The sequence below is a fragment of the Streptococcus oralis genome (genome assembly GCF_001075875.1).
Taxonomy (GTDB): Bacteria; Bacillota; Bacilli; order Lactobacillales; family Streptococcaceae; genus Streptococcus; species Streptococcus oralis_I.
On sequence record NZ_JUOS01000011.1, the window covers coordinates 1 to 20,961 of the forward strand.

General features: G+C 40.3%; 15 protein-coding genes and 1 pseudogene. 6 read left to right on the forward strand and 10 right to left on the reverse strand.

Annotation, left to right across the window (positions count from 1 at the left end):
* From ADM33_RS00585 to ADM33_RS00605, 5 genes are all read left to right on the forward strand, one after another.
* Positions 1 to 2,001, forward strand: a 2,001-nt coding sequence (locus ADM33_RS00585) for a DUF2971 domain-containing protein (protein ID WP_049502735.1), incomplete at its 5' end; no start/stop codon positions are given.
* Between the two features lie 160 nt (positions 2,002 to 2,161).
* Complete coding sequence (locus ADM33_RS00590; protein WP_016466482.1) at positions 2,162 to 2,488, forward strand: PadR family transcriptional regulator; 327 nt, start codon at positions 2,162 to 2,164, stop codon at positions 2,486 to 2,488.
* On the forward strand, positions 2,475 to 3,068 hold the full coding sequence (locus ADM33_RS00595; RefSeq protein WP_049502724.1) for a DUF1700 domain-containing protein: 594 nt from the start codon (positions 2,475 to 2,477) through the stop codon (positions 3,066 to 3,068). The genes ADM33_RS00590 and ADM33_RS00595 overlap by 14 nt, the downstream gene beginning before the upstream one ends.
* On the forward strand, positions 3,061 to 3,969 hold the full coding sequence (locus ADM33_RS00600; protein ID WP_049502725.1) for a DUF4097 family beta strand repeat-containing protein: 909 nt from the start codon (positions 3,061 to 3,063) through the stop codon (positions 3,967 to 3,969). The genes ADM33_RS00595 and ADM33_RS00600 overlap by 8 nt, the downstream gene beginning before the upstream one ends.
* An 87-nt stretch (positions 3,970 to 4,056) precedes the next feature.
* Positions 4,057 to 5,028 carry a DUF6574 domain-containing protein gene (locus ADM33_RS00605; protein WP_049502726.1) on the forward strand — a complete coding sequence of 324 codons (972 nt, stop codon included), beginning with the start codon at positions 4,057 to 4,059 and terminating at the stop codon, positions 5,026 to 5,028.
* A gap of 156 nt (positions 5,029 to 5,184) precedes the next feature.
* On the opposite strand, the gene ADM33_RS00610 is transcribed toward ADM33_RS00605, so the two are convergent.
* The 10 genes and pseudogenes from ADM33_RS00610 to ADM33_RS00655 all read right to left on the reverse strand — a co-directional run bounded on the left by ADM33_RS00610 (position 5,185) and on the right by ADM33_RS00655 (position 18,614).
* Complete coding sequence (locus tag ADM33_RS00610) at positions 5,185 to 6,042, reverse strand: DUF4299 family protein (protein ID WP_049502727.1); 858 nt, start codon at positions 6,040 to 6,042, stop codon at positions 5,185 to 5,187.
* Between the two features lie 124 nt (positions 6,043 to 6,166).
* A complete protein-coding gene (locus ADM33_RS00615) occupies positions 6,167 to 7,153 on the reverse strand; it encodes a rhodanese-related sulfurtransferase (RefSeq protein ID WP_049502728.1) in 987 nt (328 codons plus the stop codon).
* A gap of 133 nt (positions 7,154 to 7,286) precedes the next feature.
* Positions 7,287 to 7,956, reverse strand: a pseudogene (locus ADM33_RS00620) (CPBP family intramembrane glutamic endopeptidase).
* 156 nt (positions 7,957 to 8,112) lie between these two features.
* Positions 8,113 to 9,600 (reverse strand): ABC transporter substrate-binding protein, encoded by a 1,488-nt coding sequence (locus ADM33_RS00625; protein ID WP_049502729.1) that lies wholly within the window; start codon positions 9,598 to 9,600, stop codon positions 8,113 to 8,115.
* A 109-nt stretch (positions 9,601 to 9,709) separates the two neighbouring features.
* Positions 9,710 to 10,630, reverse strand: a complete 921-nt coding sequence (locus ADM33_RS00630; protein ID WP_006149055.1) for a carbohydrate ABC transporter permease — start codon at positions 10,628 to 10,630, stop codon at positions 9,710 to 9,712.
* A 13-nt stretch (positions 10,631 to 10,643) separates the two neighbouring features.
* Positions 10,644 to 11,573: an ABC transporter permease gene (locus ADM33_RS00635; protein WP_001032156.1), complete on the reverse strand. Its 930-nt coding sequence runs from the start codon at positions 11,571 to 11,573 to the stop codon at positions 10,644 to 10,646.
* 210 nt (positions 11,574 to 11,783) lie between these two features.
* On the reverse strand, positions 11,784 to 13,664 hold the full coding sequence (locus tag ADM33_RS00640; RefSeq protein WP_049502730.1) for a beta-N-acetylhexosaminidase: 1,881 nt from the start codon (positions 13,662 to 13,664) through the stop codon (positions 11,784 to 11,786).
* A complete protein-coding gene (locus ADM33_RS00645) occupies positions 13,658 to 14,527 on the reverse strand; it encodes an ROK family protein (protein ID WP_049502731.1) in 870 nt (289 codons plus the stop codon). The genes ADM33_RS00640 and ADM33_RS00645 overlap by 7 nt, the downstream gene beginning before the upstream one ends.
* Positions 14,528 to 14,611: 84 nt before the next feature.
* Positions 14,612 to 17,257 (reverse strand): alpha-mannosidase, encoded by a 2,646-nt coding sequence (locus ADM33_RS00650; protein ID WP_049502732.1) that lies wholly within the window; start codon positions 17,255 to 17,257, stop codon positions 14,612 to 14,614.
* Between the two features lie 76 nt (positions 17,258 to 17,333).
* Positions 17,334 to 18,614, reverse strand: coding sequence for a glycoside hydrolase family 125 protein (locus ADM33_RS00655; RefSeq protein ID WP_049502733.1), 1,281 nt, complete (start codon positions 18,612 to 18,614; stop codon positions 17,334 to 17,336).
* 172 nt (positions 18,615 to 18,786) lie between these two features.
* Here ADM33_RS00655 and ADM33_RS00660 point away from each other — a divergent pair, with 172 nt between their 5' ends.
* A complete protein-coding gene (locus ADM33_RS00660) occupies positions 18,787 to 20,871 on the forward strand; it encodes a GH92 family glycosyl hydrolase (RefSeq protein ID WP_049502734.1) in 2,085 nt (694 codons plus the stop codon).
* Positions 20,872 to 20,961 lie beyond the last annotated feature (90 nt).

The following is a 20,961-nucleotide window of genomic DNA, read 5'->3' on the forward strand; positions in this document are numbered from 1 at the left end:
TTATATTATACTATGGCTTTAGCCAATCTAGCAATCAAACTGACAAAAGTTGAAGAAATTGCTAAAGTTGCTCAAGAAATTAATGATATTTACATAAAGTTCAATGAGCCCCAAGATATCGCTTTACATTATGCTAGAGCTTTAGTTAGTCTATCAGCTGAACAGACGAAAGCTGAAGAAATTGCTGAAACTACTCAAAAAATTCAGGTTATATACGAAAAATTCAATGAACCTCAGGACATTGCTTCATCCTATGCTATAGCTTTATCCAATCTATCAGTCGAACAGATGAAAGCTGAAGAAATTGCTGAAACTACTCAGAAAATTCAGGTCATATACGAAAAGTTCAATGAAGCTCAGGACATTGCTTTTTCGTATGCTATGGCTTTGTCCAAGTTGTCACTTGAACAAACCAATTTAGATAAATTGAATGATACAGCTTCTAAACTAAAGAAAATGGCTTTAAATTTTGAAAAAAATGAAGAGATCACTTTATACTACGCTGAAGTTCTTACCAAAATTATTACCAAACAACAAAATGAAGAGGAAAAACTTGAAATCATAGATAAACTAAAAAGACTGCACGATAGATTCGAACAATCTGAAGAAATCACTGTTCAATATCTTACAGCTCGGATGGATTTGGTAAAAAATAATCAAATAGAGCAATCAAATCTCGTAAACGATATCTATCAGTCCTTGGAGTCTATTCCGAGTATTAAAATTTTAAATATGCTTATCGAGATACTTGAAAACGACGAACAATTTAAGCAAGATCAAGTTCAGATTTCCACTAGTAATATCGTAAAAGCGCTGGATAAACTTTGTTTTGATTCATCTATTGAAGAAGGGAAAGATGAAAAAGAGAAAAATTTGCTTATTCGCACCTTAAAACTTGGTATCATCTCCGATACAAAATACGATATTTTAAAATCCTGGATAGAGCATTACGGAGAAGACTCCCAAAAAATTAATAAGCTAATCAAAATTTATACGCTTGTCCAACGAATCAAGTATGAGCTTGGATTAAAGGTTGAAGACAAAAATAGAAACCTAAAATTCGGTCACTATACTTCGGGAGAAGCACTCCAAAGCATACTAGGAAAAGAGGATAAGGCTCCATTCTCCATCTCAGGAAAAACACGCCTGAATAATGCCAACTATATGAATGATCCTGAAGAAGGGGTTATTCTAGAGGACATTTTAAAATTAGAAAAGCGCAATCCTTTGGAGCCAAGCTCTTGGTTTTTAACGAGTTTCACTAGTAAAACAGACGATCTTGCTATGTGGTCGCAATATGGAAATAATGCCGAAGGGGTCTGTATTGTACTAAATGAGAATGATTTTGCTCGTTATCATTCACTGAGTGACCTTCCTTGGTATCAAAAAAACTCAGATATAAAAATCAGTCATAAAATGAATTCAAGCATTGAATTTCAAAACAATATCTCTTCAAATGAACCCAACAAAGAGATGACGACTAGAAGCACCGATAATACACAAAATTCTGAAGATAAACATTCTACACCGAATACTGATAAGGATTATTTATATCGTGTAGCTTATGTTCATTACTCCGATGAGCAATTCAACATCGAAGAAACTGAACTGTTCACTAGTGAAGAAGTAACGCGATTAAAAGGATTGTTAGTAGATTTAAAATCAGAATTAAGGGACTATAAAAATCCTGGTGATCCATTCTATAAAAAAGCTATCTCTGACTGTGTAGAAGAAATTCGCTACCTATTCAAATCAGTAGATTACAAGTATGAAGAAGAATTACGTATTTTACAATATTCTAACTTAAATTCTGATAACGAAAAAATAAAAATTGATTATTCTCCTGAATTCGGTAAACTATATCTCGAACGAAAAAATTCAATTCAAATCGGTGAAGTCATTTTCGGTCCCAAGTTTCCGAATCCTGAGTATGTAACTCCTTTATTAAAACTATTGGATGAAAATATTGATTATACAAAATCTATGATAAAATTCAGATAAACTTCTCAGAAAATCCTCTAATCTTCTAGTTCTCACTAGAAGATTTTTTATATATAAAAATTTTACACATATTGCTTGACAGGGCTTACAAATAGATGTATGATGTATGTGTAGAATAATTATATATAAAATTTTTACATACTAAAAAAGGAGGTGCCCCATGTATTTTCCAACATCATCGGCTTTGATTGAATTTCTCATCTTAGCCATCCTAGAACAAGGGGATTCCTATGGTTATGAGATTAGCCAAACCATTAAACTCATTGCCAAAATCAAGGAATCTACCCTCTACCCCATCTTGAAAAAACTGGATACCAACCGCTATCTGACTACATACTCTCGCGAATACCAAGGTCGGATGCGCAAATACTACTCCTTGACAGAGGTTGGGGAGGAACAACTATTTGTACTCAGAGAAGAGTGGACACTCTACACTGACACTATCAATGGCATCATAGAAGGGAGCATTCGCCATGACAAGAACTGAATATTTGAATCAGCTTGAAGCCTATCTGATGAAGCTTCCTCAATCTGATCGCATCGAAGCCATGGACTACTTCAAAGAACTCTTTGATGGTGCGGGTCCAGAAGGTGAGGAGGAGCTTATCGCTAGCCTTGGTAGCCCTAAAGAAGCTGCCCATGATGTCCTGACTACACTTCTTGATAAGAAAATCAACGAAGAAAATTCCAGCAAGAACGACCGCCATATTTTACGCATCGCTCTACTAGCCCTTCTTGCAGCTCCTATCGGAATTCCTGTCGGAATTGGTCTTCTCATGGCTATCATCGGGATTTTTATCGCTGCTGTCAGCGTACTTATAGCCTTCTTTGCTGTATCAGCAGCTGGAATGGTTCTCGGAACTGTTCTCCTATTTGAAAACTTCTACATTCTAGCTGAATCTACATCTGCTTTTATTCTGATTTTTGGTGGAGGTTTACTGGCAATCGGAGCTTCGTCCCTAGTTTTGCTAGCAACTTCCTATGTAGCACGTTTCTTTGGATTACTAGTCCTTCGACTTATCCAATGGATTCTTAATAGAGGAAAGAGAGGTGAAAGACATGCGTAAATGGACAAAAGGATTTCTTATCTTTGGTGTTGTTACTAGTATCATTGGTTTTTCCATGATGATCATCGGGATCCAAACAGATGGTGTCAGAAGCCTCCTTGCAATGTCTCAAAATCCAGTATTTGAAAGTCGAATGGAAGAACTCGTTTTTGATCAAGATATTGAAAATCTAAACATCTCACTAACAGAACATTCGCTCGTCATTACGGAGTCAAACGATGATAAGATTCACCTTCAGTATCATCCAACCATCTCTGAAAAAGAAAATCTTCAACACTCTATCAAAGAGAAAAGTCTTGAAATAACTGACACCAAGTCAACTACACGTCGCTCTATAGGTTCTAGTATCGAGGGTATTCTCTTTATCGCAAGCGGAATTTCTAGCCGCAATGATGAAGTTGTTCTCTCATTACCAAGAGGAAAAGACTTAAAAAATCTAACTGCCCAGGTAAACCATCGTATCCTTTCAATTGCTAATGCAAAACTCAGCAATGCCAAGATTCTGTCAAATGGATATCTCCTTCGTATCACTGATAGCGAGATTAAAAATAGCCAACTAATCACAGTTGGAATTGTCAATGTATTTGAAACCAGTCTAACAGATAGCCGCATCCAAGCAGATCATGAACATATCAAGGCAGACGATATCCAAGTGCATGGTCGTGTGGAATTCGAGGCAAGAAAAGATATCTCACTCGAGTTATCTCAGAAGGAACTTGATCGAATCAATCTTGAATTTTCTGCTGAACATGGTGATATCTATCGTTGGCATCGAGACAGACATGACATACCTACGGGAGGTAGTAAAGGTGAAGCATTAGCGAACCCTTACAAAACAGAAAAAAAAGATACGCAAGATCTCCTCGTCGCAAAATCTAATCAAAGTATCTATTTCCCATAATAAGATCGCTTGCTTTCTTATAGAAATCATGAATAAAGACAACTAGTAGTTACTACTCAAAAATTAATCAAAAAAGGGAGGTCTATTATGACTCAAGAATGGTTTGAAAGTGCTGATTTCGAAAAAACAGCCAACAATGATAAAAAAGATAGCCCATCCGACTCAGTTCTCATTGAAGAAGATTCAGAGGCAAGAGACGAGGCGCCAATAGTTGAGGAAAATCCTCAAGCCAATCCAGAAGATAAGGAAACTAGTGAGGAAACTGTACAGACTGAAGGGCTCGCTGAAAAATTAGAAAAGATAGACGAGTCAGAAGAACCTGTTAAAGAAGCTTCTCAGAAAAATCAATCTTTGACTAGCAAGTCTTTGGAAAGCCCATTTTTACCAGATTCTGCATCTACAAAAACAGCAGTATTTGCAGTTTTCAAAGAAGAACTGGCTGATCAGTGGGTTTGGCTACTAGGTGCTCTGAAAGAGCCGACAGCTCGTTTTGATACAGATAAAAAACATAGTTATAATGCCTTTGCGCTACTGACTATCTTTTCTGCTCTTAGTTTCTTCTGTGCGATTTATCATATCAAGCATGACTACTACGGCCATATGGCGGCTATCAACTCTCATGCCATCGAGCAGTTCCCTTCACTGAATCTCTTTTCTATCTTCTCCATCTTGGTAGCGACAAGCTTATTCTTCTTTTCTATCCTTATGGGTGGATTTGTGGTTAAACGTTTTGTCAATCAGGACAATGACTGGACACTGGAAAAAGCCTTGCAAGAGTACAGCAGACTCTTCGCCCTTCCTCTCCTGCTCACGGGTATTGCGAGTTTCTTTGCCTTCTTTAATAGTCTACGCTTTGCGGCTCTTCTCTGCCTCATTAGCATTGGTCTGGTACTTCTTGCCAACCTCTATACCATCTCAAGACCAAGTAAAGATAGCCAAACTGACTCCTTCTATCGCCTTCTCTTAGCATTTCTAGTTAACGGTGGTATCCTATTTCTCTTCTTCCTAGCAGAAATGACTCTGGTTTTTGAATATCTACGAATCCTAGCTTTTATGTAAGATAAAGGTAGCGAGATAGAAAGATATTAGCTTTAGAGGATCATTACTATAAAATTTTAGAAACAAAAAAAGCGAACAAGACAGAATTCTGATAATCAGAAAACTAATCTTGTCCGCTTTTTAACTTTATAGAAACTTTTGTCACAGATTCCTTATTTATCTATTTGCTAAAGCTTCAAAATCCTCTCCTAAAACTGGTCCTACCTCTACTTGGTTGGCATCCAAGTCCTGACAAAGTTCCTTTGGAAGAGCTTCTAAAAAGGCTTGGTAATCCAGTCTAGCTACTGCTTCATAGTCTTCAGGCTTAGAACCATCTCCAGATATTTTCACCAGGTCAATCTCCCAGACAAGATCCTTACCAGCCAACTGCTCAACATAAGGCACAGGAACAACAGGACCTTTTGGCAAAATAGTCTTTACTCCTTGAGCCAGGTGGTAGATTCCATGAACCTTACCCTCACTATCTGGGTAGAATTTAGCACTTGCAGGATAAGCATCTGACTCTTGAACCCTCTTAACTAATTCTTCAAAACGTGCCAGTCCATCTTCTTCTAGGAAACTTTCTAAATCCTTCTTATCAAAGTAAATAGTTGATAGAATTCCTTGGCAGAAGGCCAAACGAGCATCCTTATCAGCTAGATAGTTTTTAACAGTTTCTTGGAAATAGTCTTCCAAATCAAAGTCTGACAAACCTTCAACAGATTCACCAACCTTGCTAGACAAGGCTTGCAAGAGAGCTTCTACAATCACCCAGTCAGCTCTTGTAATTAAGTCAGGAATGATCACTTGATAGCCTTTTTGAGCATCTACATAACGAACTTTAAAGAGAAATTGAGACTTGCCTATGATTCCACACTCGATATACTCAAGGCGATTGAGGGGTTGACGAAGATAAACAGCATCATAACTATGTGACTCTAAGCCATCTACTAGGGCCAAGACTGACTTAGCTGTTAAAATCTCCTGTTGTCCTAAAATACTTTGTTTATTTGGAATAAAAAATGTTTTCACCATAAATGGTCTCCTTTGAAATCGTTTACATATAGTATACACCATTTTCCTGAAAGAAGCAGAAACAAATTTAAGATTTTTTAGTCAAAAGCATAGAAAAACAGCCCTTTAGGACTGTTAATGTTTATTATACAACTTCAGAATGGTCTAAACTCTCACCTATTGCTGCTAAACGCTCGATGACTTGATCTTGTGTCAATTCATGTTCTAAAACATAGCGATTACGTGGGTGAACACGACACTCGTGCGAGCAGCCACGAAGGTATTTATCTTCGTTGTCTTCTGATGCCAAGATACGACGGTTACAGAATGGATTTCCACAGTTGACATAGCGTTCACATGGTGTTCCATCAAACCAATCTTTCCCTACGATAGTTGGGTTAACATGGTTGACATCGACTGCGATACGCTCGTCAAAAACGTACATTTTACCATCCCAAAGTTCCCCTTGAACTTCTGGGTCTTTCCCGTAAGTCGCGATTCCTCCATGCAATTGACCGACATCTTTGTAGCCTTCACGAACCATCCAACCAGAGAATTTCTCACAGCGGACTCCACCAGTACAGTAAACTACGACGCGCTTGTCCATAAACTTTTCCTTGTTATCACGGACCCATTGTGGCAATTCACGGAAGTTGCGGATATCTGGACGAATAGCCCCACGGAAGTGACCAAGATCGTACTCGTAGTCATTCCGAGTATCAAGGACAACTGTATCTTCGTCTAGGAGGGCTTCTTTGAATTCTTTTGGAGACAAGTAAGCACCTGTTGTTTCAAGTGGGTCGATGTCGTTGTCAAAGTTATCATCCTCTAAACCAAGGTGGACAATCTCTTTCTTGTAGCGAACAAACATCTTCTTGAAGGCTTGCTCACTTTCTTCGTCAATCTTGAACCAGAGGTCTTCCATACCTGGAAGGCTGTGAACGTAGTCCATGTATTTTTGCGTTGTTTCGTAGTCTCCAGAAACGGTTCCGTTGATCCCTTCGTCAGCGACTAGGATACGACCTTTTAGGCCGATAGACTTACAGAAAGCCAAGTGGTCTGTAGCAAATTGTTCCGCGTTTTCGATGGGAACATATTTATAGTAAAGTAAAACTCGAATATCTTTTGACATAAGATTGATTCTCTTTTCTAAGATTAAATTATCAGAATTTTTCATTCAACTATACCAGTATACTCTCCCAAGAAAGCGAATGCAATTTATTTGACCGAAAAATAAAAAACAAGATTCATTTTCAGATCTTGTTTTAATTAAATATTCGATGAAGAAAAGTTAACAAAAATGGTAAGGTTGCTACAATATTATTAATCACATGGACTGCATAGCCAGGATAGATACTCTTGGTATAACGAGTTAATCCAGCACAACATACTCCAAATGTCGAAAAAACAAGAATATCTAAGAAATTTGGAAAGCTAGAAAAGTGAGGAAGAGCAAACAAAACCGAAGGAAGAATCAGGTCAAGTCCAAGCTTCGAATCTTTAAAGAAGGCGTGTTGGAACAAACCCCTATAAATCAACTCTTCCATCAGAGGACCTAGGAAAAATAAAGTCAGGTAGAGACCCAACTCGGCAAAATTTGTCCCACTATAGCCGATTAGTACAGCCCAGCCCTCAGAGGTTGACTGTACATGTCTTGCCGTTTGAAAATTAAAAGATATGCAAAGTACAGTTACGAAAACCGTCAAAACTGTATACCAAAGCCATTTTTTCTTTGAAATAACAAAAAGATATCCATGCCCTGTCTTGATTAAAATCCCTATCATGATGCCAATAAAGACAAGACTGACAAGGTTTCGGATCCAGAAAAAATTGCCAATAGTTTTGGATAACAAGAGTCAACTGAGAAAGTCCATATACGAAAAATAAGTAGGATAAGATTGCACTGATTTTGAAAAGAGGATAGTATTTTTTCATATGACTATAACCTATGTTAAATGTAAGAGCAAAACTCTGAACAAAATACAAATAATTATATGTATTTATTATAAAAAGAATCACCACCCCATCTGGAAAAACCAGATAAGGCAGTGATCGCTCTTTTTAGGAATGAATACACGAAATCAATTATTCTTATGATTTTTTGCTTTTCAAGAATTCGTCGTATTGTTTTTGCATTTCATCCAATACTTTTTGGTAAGCACCTTCAGATTTAAGTTTTTCCATCAATTCTGGAATAGCTTTTTCAGGGTCTACAGTACCAGTGTTGATAGCTGTATCGAATTGTTGCATAGTGTTAGTAATAGCTGAAATTTCAGATTTCACATTGTCAGTGTTGAAGATGAATCCAAGCGCTGGAGATTCTTTTGCAGTTTCCAAATCTTTCTTAGATTGTGCAATTTGTTCATCTGTAACGTTTTCGTTGATGTAAAGGATCCAGTTGTTACCAGTGTTCCATCCTGACATGTGAGTGTTTCCTTTGTATCCATCAAGGACTTTAACACGGTTTTCTTTACCTGCAACTTTTTCCCAGTTCTTGCCTTCTGGTCCATAAACAAGTCCGTTCAAGAGTTCTGGGTTAGTGTTCAAGAGGTTCAACACTTCCATTGCTTTTTCTTTGTTCTTAGAGTTGTTTGAGATTACAAAGTTTGCAACTTGAGTTGTTTGGTTTTTCTTGATGAAGTTAGTAAATGGTTTGATTTGGATGTCTCTGTTAGCAACACGAGAAAGCAAGCTGCTACCGTAGTCAGCTGGTCCTACTGTTTCTTCGCGAACAAGCCAAGTATCTTGAGTAAGATCATATGAAGTTTCGCTTGTTGCTACGTCTTTTGGAATGTATCCTGCTTCATAGAATTTGTGAAGAGTCTTCAAGTGTTCTACGAAACGAGGAACTTCGTAACGGTTTACGATCTTAGTAGTGTCGCCTTCAAGGTCAATGACGAATGGAAGTCCGTTTGCAACTGGGTAGTCAAAGTTTTCTGATGGGATAAAGTTTTTACCAACAGCAAATGGCATTACATCTGGAGCTTTTTCTTTGATTTGTTTCAATACTGGTTCAAGTGTTTCGTATGAAGTTACACCTGAGATATCGATTCCATATTTTTCAAGAAGTGGGCCGTTGAAAGCAAAGTTTTGTGAAGATGCAACGTTGGCTGCAACTGGAACTGCATAGATTTTACCGTTTACAGTGTTACCTTTGATGTAAGCTGGGTCAAGCGCTTTGTAAAGGTCAGCACCTTCTTTCTTGTACAATTCTGTCAAGTCAGCATAAGCACCTTTTTGAGCGTTTACGACATAGTTATCTGCAAAGGCGATATCATAGTTTTCACCTGATGAAGTGATAACTGACATTTTCTTGCTGTAGTCACCCCAACCAAGGTATTGGATATCCAACTTAGCGCCAACTTTTTCTCCGATGATTTTGTTTGCATTTTCTAGCAATTCATCCAAGTTATCTGGTTTGTCACCGATTTGGTACATTTTGATAACAGTTGTATCACCTGATGATGATGATTCAGCAGCTTTTTGGTTATTTCCTTTAAGGTTTCCACAAGCTGCAAGGCTAGCAGCTAAAGCGACAAGGCTAGCAGATGCAAAAGCATATTTTTTCCAGTTTTTCATTATAAAAACTCCTTTTTTTATTTTTAAAGTTATTAACAAAATTAGATTGTTGATTTTCCTTTGTCAGAAAAATCAGAGTTAGAGAAGAAACAATGTTTCTTAAACTTCCTTACTCTTTAACACCACCGATAGTCAAACCTTTTACAAAGTAGCGTTGGAAGAATGGGTAGAGGATCGCAATCGGAACAGTCGCAACTACGACCATGGCCATACGACCTGTTTCTTTTGGTAGGGCAACCGCAAGTTGTCCTGACATACCAACTGACTTAGCAATGTAATCCATGTTGTTTTGAATTTGCATGAGCAAATATTGCAATGGATACAAGTTATCACTCTTGATGTAAAGAAGGGCGTTAAACCAGTCATTCCAGAATCCAAGCGCTGTCAATAGTGTGATCGTTGCGATACCTGGTAGTGACAGTGGCAAACAGATTTGGAAGAAGATACGAGCTTCACTAGCTCCATCGATACGAGCTGATTCGAGGATTGCTTCTGGGATGGTTTTCTTGAAGAAGGAACGCATCAACATGATGTTGAATGGTGATAGAAGCATTGGAACAATCAAGGCCCAAATAGTATCACCAAGGTGAAGCAATTGAGTCACTACGATATAGCCTGGTACCAAACCAGCGTTGAACAACATACTAAGAAGAGCGAAGATTGTAAAGAATTTACGATACTTAAATGTTGAACGCGAGATGGCATAGGCATAAGTTGTCGTGATAAAGACGTTTGTCAATGTACCAACAACTGTCACAAACACTGAGATAAAGAGTGCTTGTAAAATCTTATCTTTGAACTGAGCCAAAAACTCAAAACCATCTAATCCAAACTGTGATGGGAAGAAGCTATATCCATATTGAACGATACTCTTCTCATCTGTAACTGAGATAATGATTACAAAGATGAAAGGCAAGATACAAGAGAAAGCCAGCAAACCAGAAATGATACTAAAGAAGATATCTGCTTTCTTGCTGAAGGAGTGTATGCCAACATTATCAATTTTTTCTTTTTGAATTTTTTTTGCCATATGCTCCTCCTTTCTAGAATAGTGCTGAGTTAGGATCAACACGTCTTGCAAGTAAGTTTGATAGGATAACCAAAATCAAACCGACAACTGACTGATAGAGACCAGCTGCTGAAGCCATACCGATGTCTGCTGTCTGTGTCAAACCATTAAAGACATAGACGTCCAATACGTTTGTTACGCTATAGAGCTGACCAGCGTTGTGAGGGATTTGATAGAAGAGACCGAAGTCTGCACGGAAGATGTTTCCGACTGCAAGGATGGTCAATACTGTCACAAGTGGTGTCAACTGAGGGATGGTTACGTTGCGGATACGTTGCCATTTGCTAGCACCGTCCACTGTCGCTGCTTCGTAGTAAGTTGGGTCAATACCCATGATTGTAGCGTAGTACATAACACTACTGTATCCGAAGCCTTTCCAGATACCTAGGAAAAGGAGGAGGTAAGGCCAGATACTGATGTCTGCGTAGAAGTTAATCCCTTTCATTCCGAGAGCTTCTAAGGTGTGATTGATAAGCCCTTTATCGATATTTAGGAAAGCATCTGTAAAGAAACTGATGATAACCCAAGATAGGAAGTACGGGAATAACATAGAAGTTTGGTAGATTTTAACCATTTGCTTAGAGCGAAGTTCACTAAGGATAATGGCAATCCCAACCGATACGATCAAACCAATAAAGATAAATCCAAGGTTGTAAAGGACAGTGTTTCGAGTGATGACAAAGGCATCTTTTGAACTAAATAAGAATCTGAAGTTATCTAGTCCAACCCATTTACTATTTATAATACTGTGGACGAATCCTTCACCAGTCATATGGTAGTCTTTGAAGGCAACCACATTTCCAAATACTGGGATGTAGAAAAATAAGATCAACCAAAGTGTCCCTGGTAAAACCATTAAGAGAAATATCCAATTATCTCTCAAAGTTTTTGAAAACTTGTTCATAATTTCCTCCCTTTTTATTTTTCTAAAACTTGATAATCTCACATTTTTTAGATTTGATAACGTTTACAAAAATAGTATACTCTTATTTTTAGGATAGTTTAAACTACTAATTATAGAAAAAACTCCACAAATTATTTTATGTGGAGAATTTTTTCTATAAGAAGAATGTTTCACGAGAAACACCTTGCTCCTAACAGGGTACTCTAACCCCTAGGTCGTATAAATGGTCGAAGCTGTCGCAATGGTGTGCCACTGGTTGGCTGTCGTTGCTGCGAAGTCCTTATCTCCGTAGAAATCATTAAATGGCAAGATGTCTACTTCTAGTTCTTCGATGCGGTCAATTTGACCAGCAAGATAAGCCTCGATACGACTTTCTGCTCGCTTGATCCGCTGCAAGAGTCCACCCATACGGATGTCCACTGTATCCAAGCCAAAGACCTTGTTCTCTTTTAGCCATTGTTGGCTAAAGAGCTTGTGGAAGTTTTCAATCTCGCTTCGGAGTTTTGGTAATTCTTCTCTAGCAATTTGTTGCAAGCTCTCTTTATCGCCTGCTTGATAGGCTTGACGGATACGTCGTCCCACATCCACTTTACTACTTAAAATGGCATTCAACTGAGCCTGAGTCTCAAAGAGATAGGCGTAAGCGCCCGCTTTTTCTTTAATGTCAGAAAGAATCTCAGCTGCTTGGGCAAAGTGTGGCTTGTCCTGTTCAGGTGTCATGTGTCTGTCAAGAATTGGGCAGAGAACATCCTGATAAAAGACATAGCGGTTGGGGTTGATACCATGTATATTACCTGGTAGGTCTGGCAATAGGTTGGCTAGATCCAGCTGCATGAAGTCCTCAACGGATAGACCTGTATTGGTCTTGAAATGAGCTGACAGACGCTCTAAATCATTGCGGTAGCTGAGTTCTGCCCAGATTTGTAAGCTTGGGAGGATTGAGAACTGGGCTGTTTCACCACCATTATCTCCCCAACCAGTTACGATGACTTCTTTGATCTGATTGGCACGGCAGGCTTTATTGGCTTCAACTGCAATGAGACGACTAAAATGGTTGTGTGGTGTAAAACCAATCCACTTCCAAGCACCACCAGCAAAGGCGATATCTTGGCTAATCTTGTGGTGGTTACTGAAGTTACGATTGTATTTTTCTTCGCTATCCTGATAATAATCCCAGTAAACCAAGGTCACACGGTCTTTGAGACGGTCAAGGTAAACACGAGTTTCTTCTGGAATTTCCACATCACGGTCATACTGGCCGTCTGCTGACATGAGTTTGAAGAACATATCGCTCCACATCTGGCAGTGGAAACCATACTTGTCTGCAATATCCAGCACGCGCTCCAAGTGTTGGCACATGAGGAGGCTACGGTCCACAACACCGTTCAGGATAAGATAACGCCCCAAACCAACTAGGTGAGCTTCATCCATTCCGATATTAACCTTGCGAGTTTGCAGTTTAGATAACGTCGCAAACATACCATCAATCAGGTCGTAGACTTTTTCTTCACCGATGAGAAGAATGTCTTCTACATCGCGGAGTTCTTGCACTTCTTTGACTCCCCACTTGACAAAGGCTGATAAGTGGGCCAGGGTTTGGATACATGGGACAAAGGTCATGTCAAACTGTTGGGCGTATGCTTCGATTTCCTGTAATTCCTCAGCTGAATAAGCCCCACGGAAATAACCAAAGTAAGGTTGTCCTTCAATTTGATAAGTGTCTTCCATGTAGAGCTCAAAAGTTGAGTAACCCATGAGAGCCAAGACTTCAATCATCTGCTTGGCAGATGCGACATTGAGCACGGCATTGCGCGAACAGTCCGCCATATAGGCTAAATCTTCATAGGCCGCCTGCTCTTCAATCTCTACCTTGTCCCCTTCTGCTAAAGCTGTTGCTAGCACAGATAAAGCACGGTAGAGTTGATGAGGTTTACGGTAGGTCAGTTGATACTGCCCCTTCTCACCCTTGATAGAGATAGAAGCTTGGTCAGACTGAGCGACTGCCACCTCTACATCTGATAGAGAAATGTGACTTTTTAATACTTCGATAGCTTGCGCTTGTTTGGAACTAAGTCCTGTAAAAATTACCATTGGTTTTCCTCCTGTAACCAGTTGACAAGGGCACCGTAGAGATTGGCATCTGCGTGATAGGTGCAGGCTTGAATAACTGGAGCAATTGTATATTCTTCATATCTTCCCACAAAGGTGTCTACTGCTTTTTGCACCCCTTTGATAAAATCTGGGTTCTGACTGATAGAACCACCTAGGCTAATGACATCTGGGTCGATTAGGTACTGGATATTGAGCAGGCCTTGAGCTAGGTTACGGTTCATGCGTTCAATGGCTTCTTGGCAGAGGGCGTTTCCTGCTGCAGCCTCTTGGTAAATCTTACGGCCATCCCAGTCAGACTGACCTGATTTTTCAATCACATAACGCACCATGTTTCCTGTGGAAGCGAGTTGCGACCAGTTGTTGAGTTTTTCTGCTGGTTCGATGGTTGTCATGTAGCCAAACTCACCGCCCAAACCATGGCGACCACGGTGAAGCTTGCCATTGATAATCATGGCTCCACCGATTCCTGTACCAATCACGACACAGGCTGCATTTTCAATCTCAGGATGAGCTAGCAATTCACTGAGTCCAACACAGTTGGCATCATTTTCTAGATGGACAGGTAGCTTGTGATGAGAAAGGGCCTCATACCATGAAAAACCATGGATGTATGGAATAGCACTGATTCCCTCAATCACCCCTGTTTCTTGATTAACTGCACCTGGTACACTCATAGCGATCCCACGATAGTCCTGTTCTGACAAACGTTGATCCAACCAAGCGAGCAAATCTTCTAGAGTCTCTGGAGTTGGTGTGCTGGTCTTATCTAAAATTTTTCCATCAGGAGTTAGACTGGCAAACTTAATTCCAGTCCCTCCAATATCAATGGTTGCAAGTGTCATTTCTTTCACCTGTAAAAAGGAGCGAATCAGCAGTTGGTTCTTACTTTTTCGCTCCTCCTTTCTGTTTATGTTTTCTTTTTGAAATTAAATTTCTTCTTTTTTAATCAATTCTGTACGAATTTCCTGTGGTGCCAATAGTCCTGAATGAACTGGATATGGGCGTTCTAGCAAATCAAGAATAGTTTGTTGTTTTTCAGACACGCGGACATTTTCTTGACTCATATTGTAGTAACGAAGGACGTATCCTTCTTCATTTTCAGCAACTTTAAAGGCTGTAGGGCAGACTTGTGGCAAGTTCAGCGCTGCATGGCTAAAGAGACTACCTGTTGCTGCAACGCTACCTTCTTGTTTTGCAACTTGAAGAGCTGTAAATGGCACCTGGAAGGCTTTGGCACGACGGAAAGCTGAGAAGCGTTCCCCTGCTTGGTGACATTCTACTGCAAATTCAACTTCGATAGCTCGCAAGCACTGAGCTTCCGGTGTTGGGAAGTACCCCCAGTCACCGAGTTCACCTGAAGCACGGAGAAGGGTTACAGCCATGGTGTCGTCTCCAAGGATTTCGTATTCATGCAATCCTTTATTGGATACGGTCACTCCTTTTACATCATCATACAAGCTGACAAAGGCTTGTTGGTGTTGTGGATTTTCAGGATTTTCCCAAGAAGCTGCTGGTTTATTTGGCCTTGTCACAACTTCATAGATGCTTTCGGAATCATTGCTTGGACGAGTGTTATGAGTTTTTACCAAGAGACGAATGCGGTGGTCTTTGGCTGTATTGGTAAAGCGAGTCTTGAAGCGAATCTGTGGATTGTCCACAAATACAGTCATTTCTGTTTCAAGAGGAATGGTTGTCAACTCTTCTGAACGACCTGCATCTCGTTTCATGAACTCGATAATGCCTCTTTGTTCAGCATCCAATTTTTCATCTGCACTGACTGGAATAGTCAAATCATGCTTGAGCAAGATTTTAGCATAGCGAGCATTGTTTTCTAGGACATCGTATCCTTTCAATTGAGCATAGATTGGCTCAGTTCCTTTTGGTTGGAAGTAAATATACTCGTTTCCGACATCTCCACGATTCTCAAAGCGGATAAAGTCTTCGTAAGCTTCGTTTGTAGTCTTGTCATAGACTGTGATTCCTTGGTCTACACTCACAGTTACAAACGGTGTATCAATAACTCCATTTTGATAAATACCATCTCGGTACTCTACTTGACCTTCAACCAATTGGAAGCTTGCCCAAGAAAGTGGAGTAAGATGAACTGGGATTGTCACGCGCACTTGACGAGCAATATAGGGTTGGCGGAACTTGTCCTTTGGTAAAGTATAGCCAAAACTTGCACCCAAGTCTTCAATCTTCGCTTCAATGACATGACCATCCAAATCTTCAACATGGTACTCTGGCAAGGACACGGCTGCCATCTTCTTGTAGCCTTCAGTTGGATGTAACTCTTTGAAATCACAGGTAACAACATCCACCACAACACTGACGGTATCTACCTTGTCATGTAAAGCTGTGTTGACAACGGTGAAGAGGTGATCGCTATGCGCATTTTGGGTAGCTAGCTTGCCCTTCCATTCATTAAGAAGGTTGCTCTTGACAAAGTTTCCGACTTGGTTAACCTTGGCAAAACGAACTTCCATTTCTCGGTGGACCTCGTCAATACTGCATCCACAAATACTATCGTGGGGCGCATTTTGTAAGAGTACTTTCCAAGCATAGGTCAATTGATCCTTGTGGTTATGTCCACCAGTGATGATAGTCAATGGTTCCACGACCTGCTCGAGCAAGTTGCTATTTTCTTGGAAGGCTTGTTTGAGGTAAACGCGTGAAGAAGAGGTGTTGGCAAGAGTGTACCAACCATCTGTTTCTTGGCTGGTCAACTCACCTGTGACCGTTGATAGGTTTTCAGGAAGTGCACTTTCCACTGCTTGCACATATTCATCAAAGGAGCTGTGAACAAAGGTCACGTCAGGGAAAAGTTCGTTTGCCACACGAATGGCTTCACTCAAATTTCGTTGAACTGGTTGGTGATCACATCCGTTCATCATCAACCATTGATTAGTCGATGCATAGTCACGAACATCTGACAATTTTTGTTTCCAGAAAGCTAAAGCTTCGTCTTTATCTACCGGAATTTCGTTCCCGTTACTGTACCAGTTAGCAAATAGAATGCCGAGTACACGGCTACCATCCGCACCCTGCCAGTACATCTCAGAAAATTGAGAGGTAAACTGCTCATCTTCGAGGACTTGGTTGTCAAATCCGATTGGCTTCACACCACGACCAAAGGCTGCTACGTGAATGCCTGATTTTTGAAGGATTTGAGGTGCTTGCCCCATATTTCCAAAGGTATCTGGGAAGTAACCAATCTGCGTAGATTTGCCCCATTTAGCACATTCAGCTTGTCCAATCAAGGTATTGCGGACGTTAGCTTCGCTGGAGATCAAATAATCATCCTGCAAGATATAGAAAGGACCAATCTTGAGCTTGCCTTCGTCGATATAGCGCTGAACCTTGTCACGGTTTTCAGGGCGAATTTCTAAATAGTCATCAAGGACAATGGTTTGTCCATCCAAATGGAAACTCTTGAACTCAGGGTCATTTTCAAAAAGATCAAAAAGATTGTCAAAAAGTTCCACCAATTGCATACGATGACTTTCAAAAGGTAAGTACCACTCACGATCCCAGTGGCTGTGAGAGATAATATGTACAACAACATTTTCCATGAGTAAAACCTCATTCTAACTTAAATTTAAAAATATATTTGTGATTCTGTACAAGAATCTGTCGAGCAAAAGCTCATTAGCGGATATCCAAGTAATCCAAGACTAATTCGCAGAACATCATGTTGGCCCATGAGAACCATTCGCGTGAGTAGAGTGTCGGGTCGTCTACGTGGAAGCTTTCGTGCATCACACCTGTTCCACCATCACAGGCAACCAACTGATCTAGCAAGAATTTCTTCTCTGCCTTATCCGTCGTTGTCAATCCTTGGATAGATAGAGCAATCGGCCAGATATAACGGTAGAAGGTATGTGAACTTCCGAGTCCACTTGCGTACTCTCCTTGGTAGAAATATGGATTTTCAGGGCTCAGGATAGTGCGACGAGTTGCTTGATACACTTCATCGTTAACATCACAGTAACCCAGATACGGAGCCGCCAATAAGCTTGGCACGTTTGGATCATCCATGATACTAGCATTTCCTAAACCGTCTACCTCAAAGGCATAGATTTTCTCGCCCTTACTGTTTGTAGTGTAGGCGTAGTTCTCAATTCCTTCTTGAATCTCAGCTTGGAGTCGTTTGGCATCAGCAATGATGCTCTTGCTATCAGCTAGATTCAATTCTGCAAAGATTTCTTGGACATAACCTAAGACAACCACTGCAAACATATTTGATGGAATCAAGTAGCTGTACTGACAGCAGTCATCACTTGGACGGAAGGCTGACCAAGTCATACCTGTCACTGCAAAGTCAGGTCCAAAACCGTCATTTATCAAGGTATCTTCCTTACGATCGGTATCACGGACGAAACGGTATGGTGATTTATTGTGATCTTGCTCCACCGTCCAGAGATGAAGGATCTCCTTGGTCGCTGTGACAAAAGTTTCATCAAATTGGCTAGTCTCACCAGTTTCTTTCCAAAGGAGATAAGCTAACTGCAATGGATAACAAAGCGAATCTACTTCATACTTGCGTTCCCAAATCCAGCCATTGAGATCTGTATGGTCTGTTTCGTGGTGACCCTTCCAGTTCTCCTCAATATTGAAAGAGTTGGCATAGGGATCCTTGAGAATCAAGGCCATCTGACGTTTGACCAAACCTGCAATGGTCTGACGTAAACGAGGGTCTCTTTTTGCCACATGAAGGTATGGTCTAAGCTGAGCAGTTGAATCACGAAGCCACATAGCTGGGATATCCCCAGTTAGTACAAAAGTCGAGCCATCTTCTAAGATTTCAACTGTATTGTCTAAAGTGTCTGTATAGCAACGCTCAAAGACATCTACCCATTCAGGATGTTCCTTGGCTCTCTCCGCTACCTCATCTAGCCACTCTCTGACGATTTCTTTAGAATAAACCATAAACTATTTTGCCTCTTTCAAACAAATTTTCATTTTCAGTATATAGCTTTTAGTCCAGAAAATATATACACAAATGTTAGTCATTTTTCTACAAAATTGTTATATTTTGAAGTCATTTTCTAAAAGTATCCTTTTTCTGATATAATGTAGAAAACTACAGAAGGAAATCGCTATGAAGCCTATACTTGAAACCATAGATACGCGTTTTGGAACAGCCAGTAAACATGCATTTTCACGAGGCAATACACTACCATACACAGGTGTTCCTTTTGGCATGAATTACTTTGTCCTCCAAACTAGCAACCAAGAAGGTTCTTGGTTTTTCGATCCCCATCTTCCCATATTTCAGGGCATTCGATTAACCCATCAGCCTAGTCCTTGGATTGGCGATTACTCCTGGCTCTTACTGACTCCAGTTACAGGAAAAATCAAGGGTGACACTCTCTTTCATCGTCAATCTTCTTATAATCTTGAACGTGCTATTTTTAATCCTCATTTTCTAAAGATTTTTTCTGAGCGTTATCAGATTGAAACCCAACTCACACCTACTTGCTATGGGGCTTCTATTCAGCTAAGACAGACACAAGGCAAGAAGCTCTCACTCTATCTTCACGCAGCAGATGAACTGACAGTTGAACAAGTCGATAAGCGAACTCTGGCCCTGATCCAAGAAGGTGAAACTGAAACCAATAAAAGTCCCCTCGTCATGTATACTTCCCTCACATTCTCTACGGATATTCTATCTATCAATCAAGAGGGGCAAGACTGGCGTATTGATTTGGCTGGAGCGGAAGCTCAAGTTCAATTGGCCACTTCATTTATTTCCAAAGAACAAGCTTTCTTTAATCTTCCTAAACAGGATTTTACAGAAACAAAAGCAGACGCCAAAAAAAGTTGGGAAGACCTTCTAGGCCGTTTTGATGTCGTGGAAACCGGCTCTGTAGACCGAACATTTTTTGATCATTGTCTATACAGACTCTTTCTCTTCCCGCAAAACTTTTATGAGGTGAGTGAACAGGGAGAAGAGATTCATATAGACCTCACTTCAGGAACAATTAAACCAGGTCCTCTCTTTACCAACAATGGTTTTTGGGATACATTCCGCACTTCATTCCCACTCTTTGCCTTGATTATTCCAGAATACTATCGTCAGTTCCTTGAAGGCTTCCTCAATAGCTACCGCGACACTGGATATCTTCCTAAGTGGCTTGCCCCTGATGAAAGAGGAATGATGCCTGGCACTTTGATTGATGGCCTTATTGCAGATAGTGCTTGTAAAGACATGGCACCTGAGCTTGAGGAAGAATTTCTCAAAGCCATGATCAAAACTGCGACCAAGGCAGATCCAAAAGCTATCAATGGTCGACACGGCCTGGCCCAATACCAAAAGCTAGGATACCTATCCACGGACTTCCATGAAAGTGTCAGTCATACACTGGACTATGCTTACAGTGATTTTTGCATCTCTACCTGCGCAGCAAAATTAGGTCAAGAAGAGCTGGCACAAGCCTATGCTCAATATTCTAAAAACTATCAGAATCTATTTGACTCTGAGACGGGTTACATGAGGGCGCGTGATGTAGATGGCAACTTCCGTCCTGACTTTTCTCCCTATAGTTGGGGTCGTGACTACGCTGAGTGTTCAGCTATTCAAGCCAGTCTAGGTGTCTTACATGACATTTCTGGACTTAGCCAACTAATGGGTGGAAAAGAAGCCTTTAGTAACTATCTTTTAAAAGCTTGTCAAAGTCTCCCTCTCTTTGAAACGACAGGCTATGGATATGAAATTCACGAGATGAGCGAAATGGCAACAGCACCATTTGGTCAACTAGCCATTTCAAACCAACCAAGCTTTCACATCCCTTATCTTTTCCGTTATAGTAATTATCCCCAATATACCAGTCTCCTAATCAAGACTCTCCGTCAAAAAGCCTTTCGAGCTGGTTGGGATGCTTATCCAGGCGATGAGGATAACGGTAGTCTTTCGGCTTGGTATGTCTGGTCTGCTCTTGGACTTTACCCAACCTGCCCAGGAAAAGCAAGTTATGACCTTGGAATTCCGCTCTTTGACCACCTTCGTGTCTATCTTGCTCAAGAGGAAAAATGGCTTGATATTCGTACTCAACAAAATCATGAACACTTCCACTTTGTAAAAAACTGTCAACTGGATGAGAAAGAAGTTCAGAGTGTCCGTCATCAGGATTTGCTAGATGCTCAAATCCTTAACTTTACCCTCAGCTGGTTACCAAATCACTAATCATGACCACCCGTCTAACGGGTGGTTTGAACCAGGGCTATAAGCCCAAATTACCAGCCAGCGCCTAAAGACGCTGGCTTTCACGTTGTT

What these genes read in the sequence shown, in the direction of transcription:
- ADM33_RS00590 (WP_016466482.1), top strand. Translation starts at nt 2,162, where the DNA reads ATGTATTTTCCAACATCATCGGCTTTGATTGAATTTCTCATCTTAGCC.
- ADM33_RS00595 (WP_049502724.1), top strand. Translation starts at nt 2,475, where the DNA reads ATGACAAGAACTGAATATTTGAATCAGCTTGAAGCCTATCTGATGAAG.
- ADM33_RS00600 (WP_049502725.1), top strand. Translation starts at nt 3,061, where the DNA reads ATGCGTAAATGGACAAAAGGATTTCTTATCTTTGGTGTTGTTACTAGT.
- ADM33_RS00605 (WP_049502726.1), top strand. Translation starts at nt 4,057, where the DNA reads ATGACTCAAGAATGGTTTGAAAGTGCTGATTTCGAAAAAACAGCCAAC.
- ADM33_RS00610 (WP_049502727.1), bottom strand. Translation starts at nt 6,042, where the DNA reads ATGGTGAAAACATTTTTTATTCCAAATAAACAAAGTATTTTAGGACAA.
- ADM33_RS00615 (WP_049502728.1), bottom strand. Translation starts at nt 7,153, where the DNA reads ATGTCAAAAGATATTCGAGTTTTACTTTACTATAAATATGTTCCCATC.
- ADM33_RS00625 (WP_049502729.1), bottom strand. Translation starts at nt 9,600, where the DNA reads ATGAAAAACTGGAAAAAATATGCTTTTGCATCTGCTAGCCTTGTCGCT.
- ADM33_RS00630 (WP_006149055.1), bottom strand. Translation starts at nt 10,630, where the DNA reads ATGGCAAAAAAAATTCAAAAAGAAAAAATTGATAATGTTGGCATACAC.
- ADM33_RS00635 (WP_001032156.1), bottom strand. Translation starts at nt 11,573, where the DNA reads ATGAACAAGTTTTCAAAAACTTTGAGAGATAATTGGATATTTCTCTTA.
- ADM33_RS00640 (WP_049502730.1), bottom strand. Translation starts at nt 13,664, where the DNA reads ATGGTAATTTTTACAGGACTTAGTTCCAAACAAGCGCAAGCTATCGAA.
- ADM33_RS00645 (WP_049502731.1), bottom strand. Translation starts at nt 14,527, where the DNA reads ATGACACTTGCAACCATTGATATTGGAGGGACTGGAATTAAGTTTGCC.
- ADM33_RS00650 (WP_049502732.1), bottom strand. Translation starts at nt 17,257, where the DNA reads ATGGAAAATGTTGTTGTACATATTATCTCTCACAGCCACTGGGATCGT.
- ADM33_RS00655 (WP_049502733.1), bottom strand. Translation starts at nt 18,614, where the DNA reads ATGGTTTATTCTAAAGAAATCGTCAGAGAGTGGCTAGATGAGGTAGCG.
- ADM33_RS00660 (WP_049502734.1), top strand. Translation starts at nt 18,787, where the DNA reads ATGAAGCCTATACTTGAAACCATAGATACGCGTTTTGGAACAGCCAGT.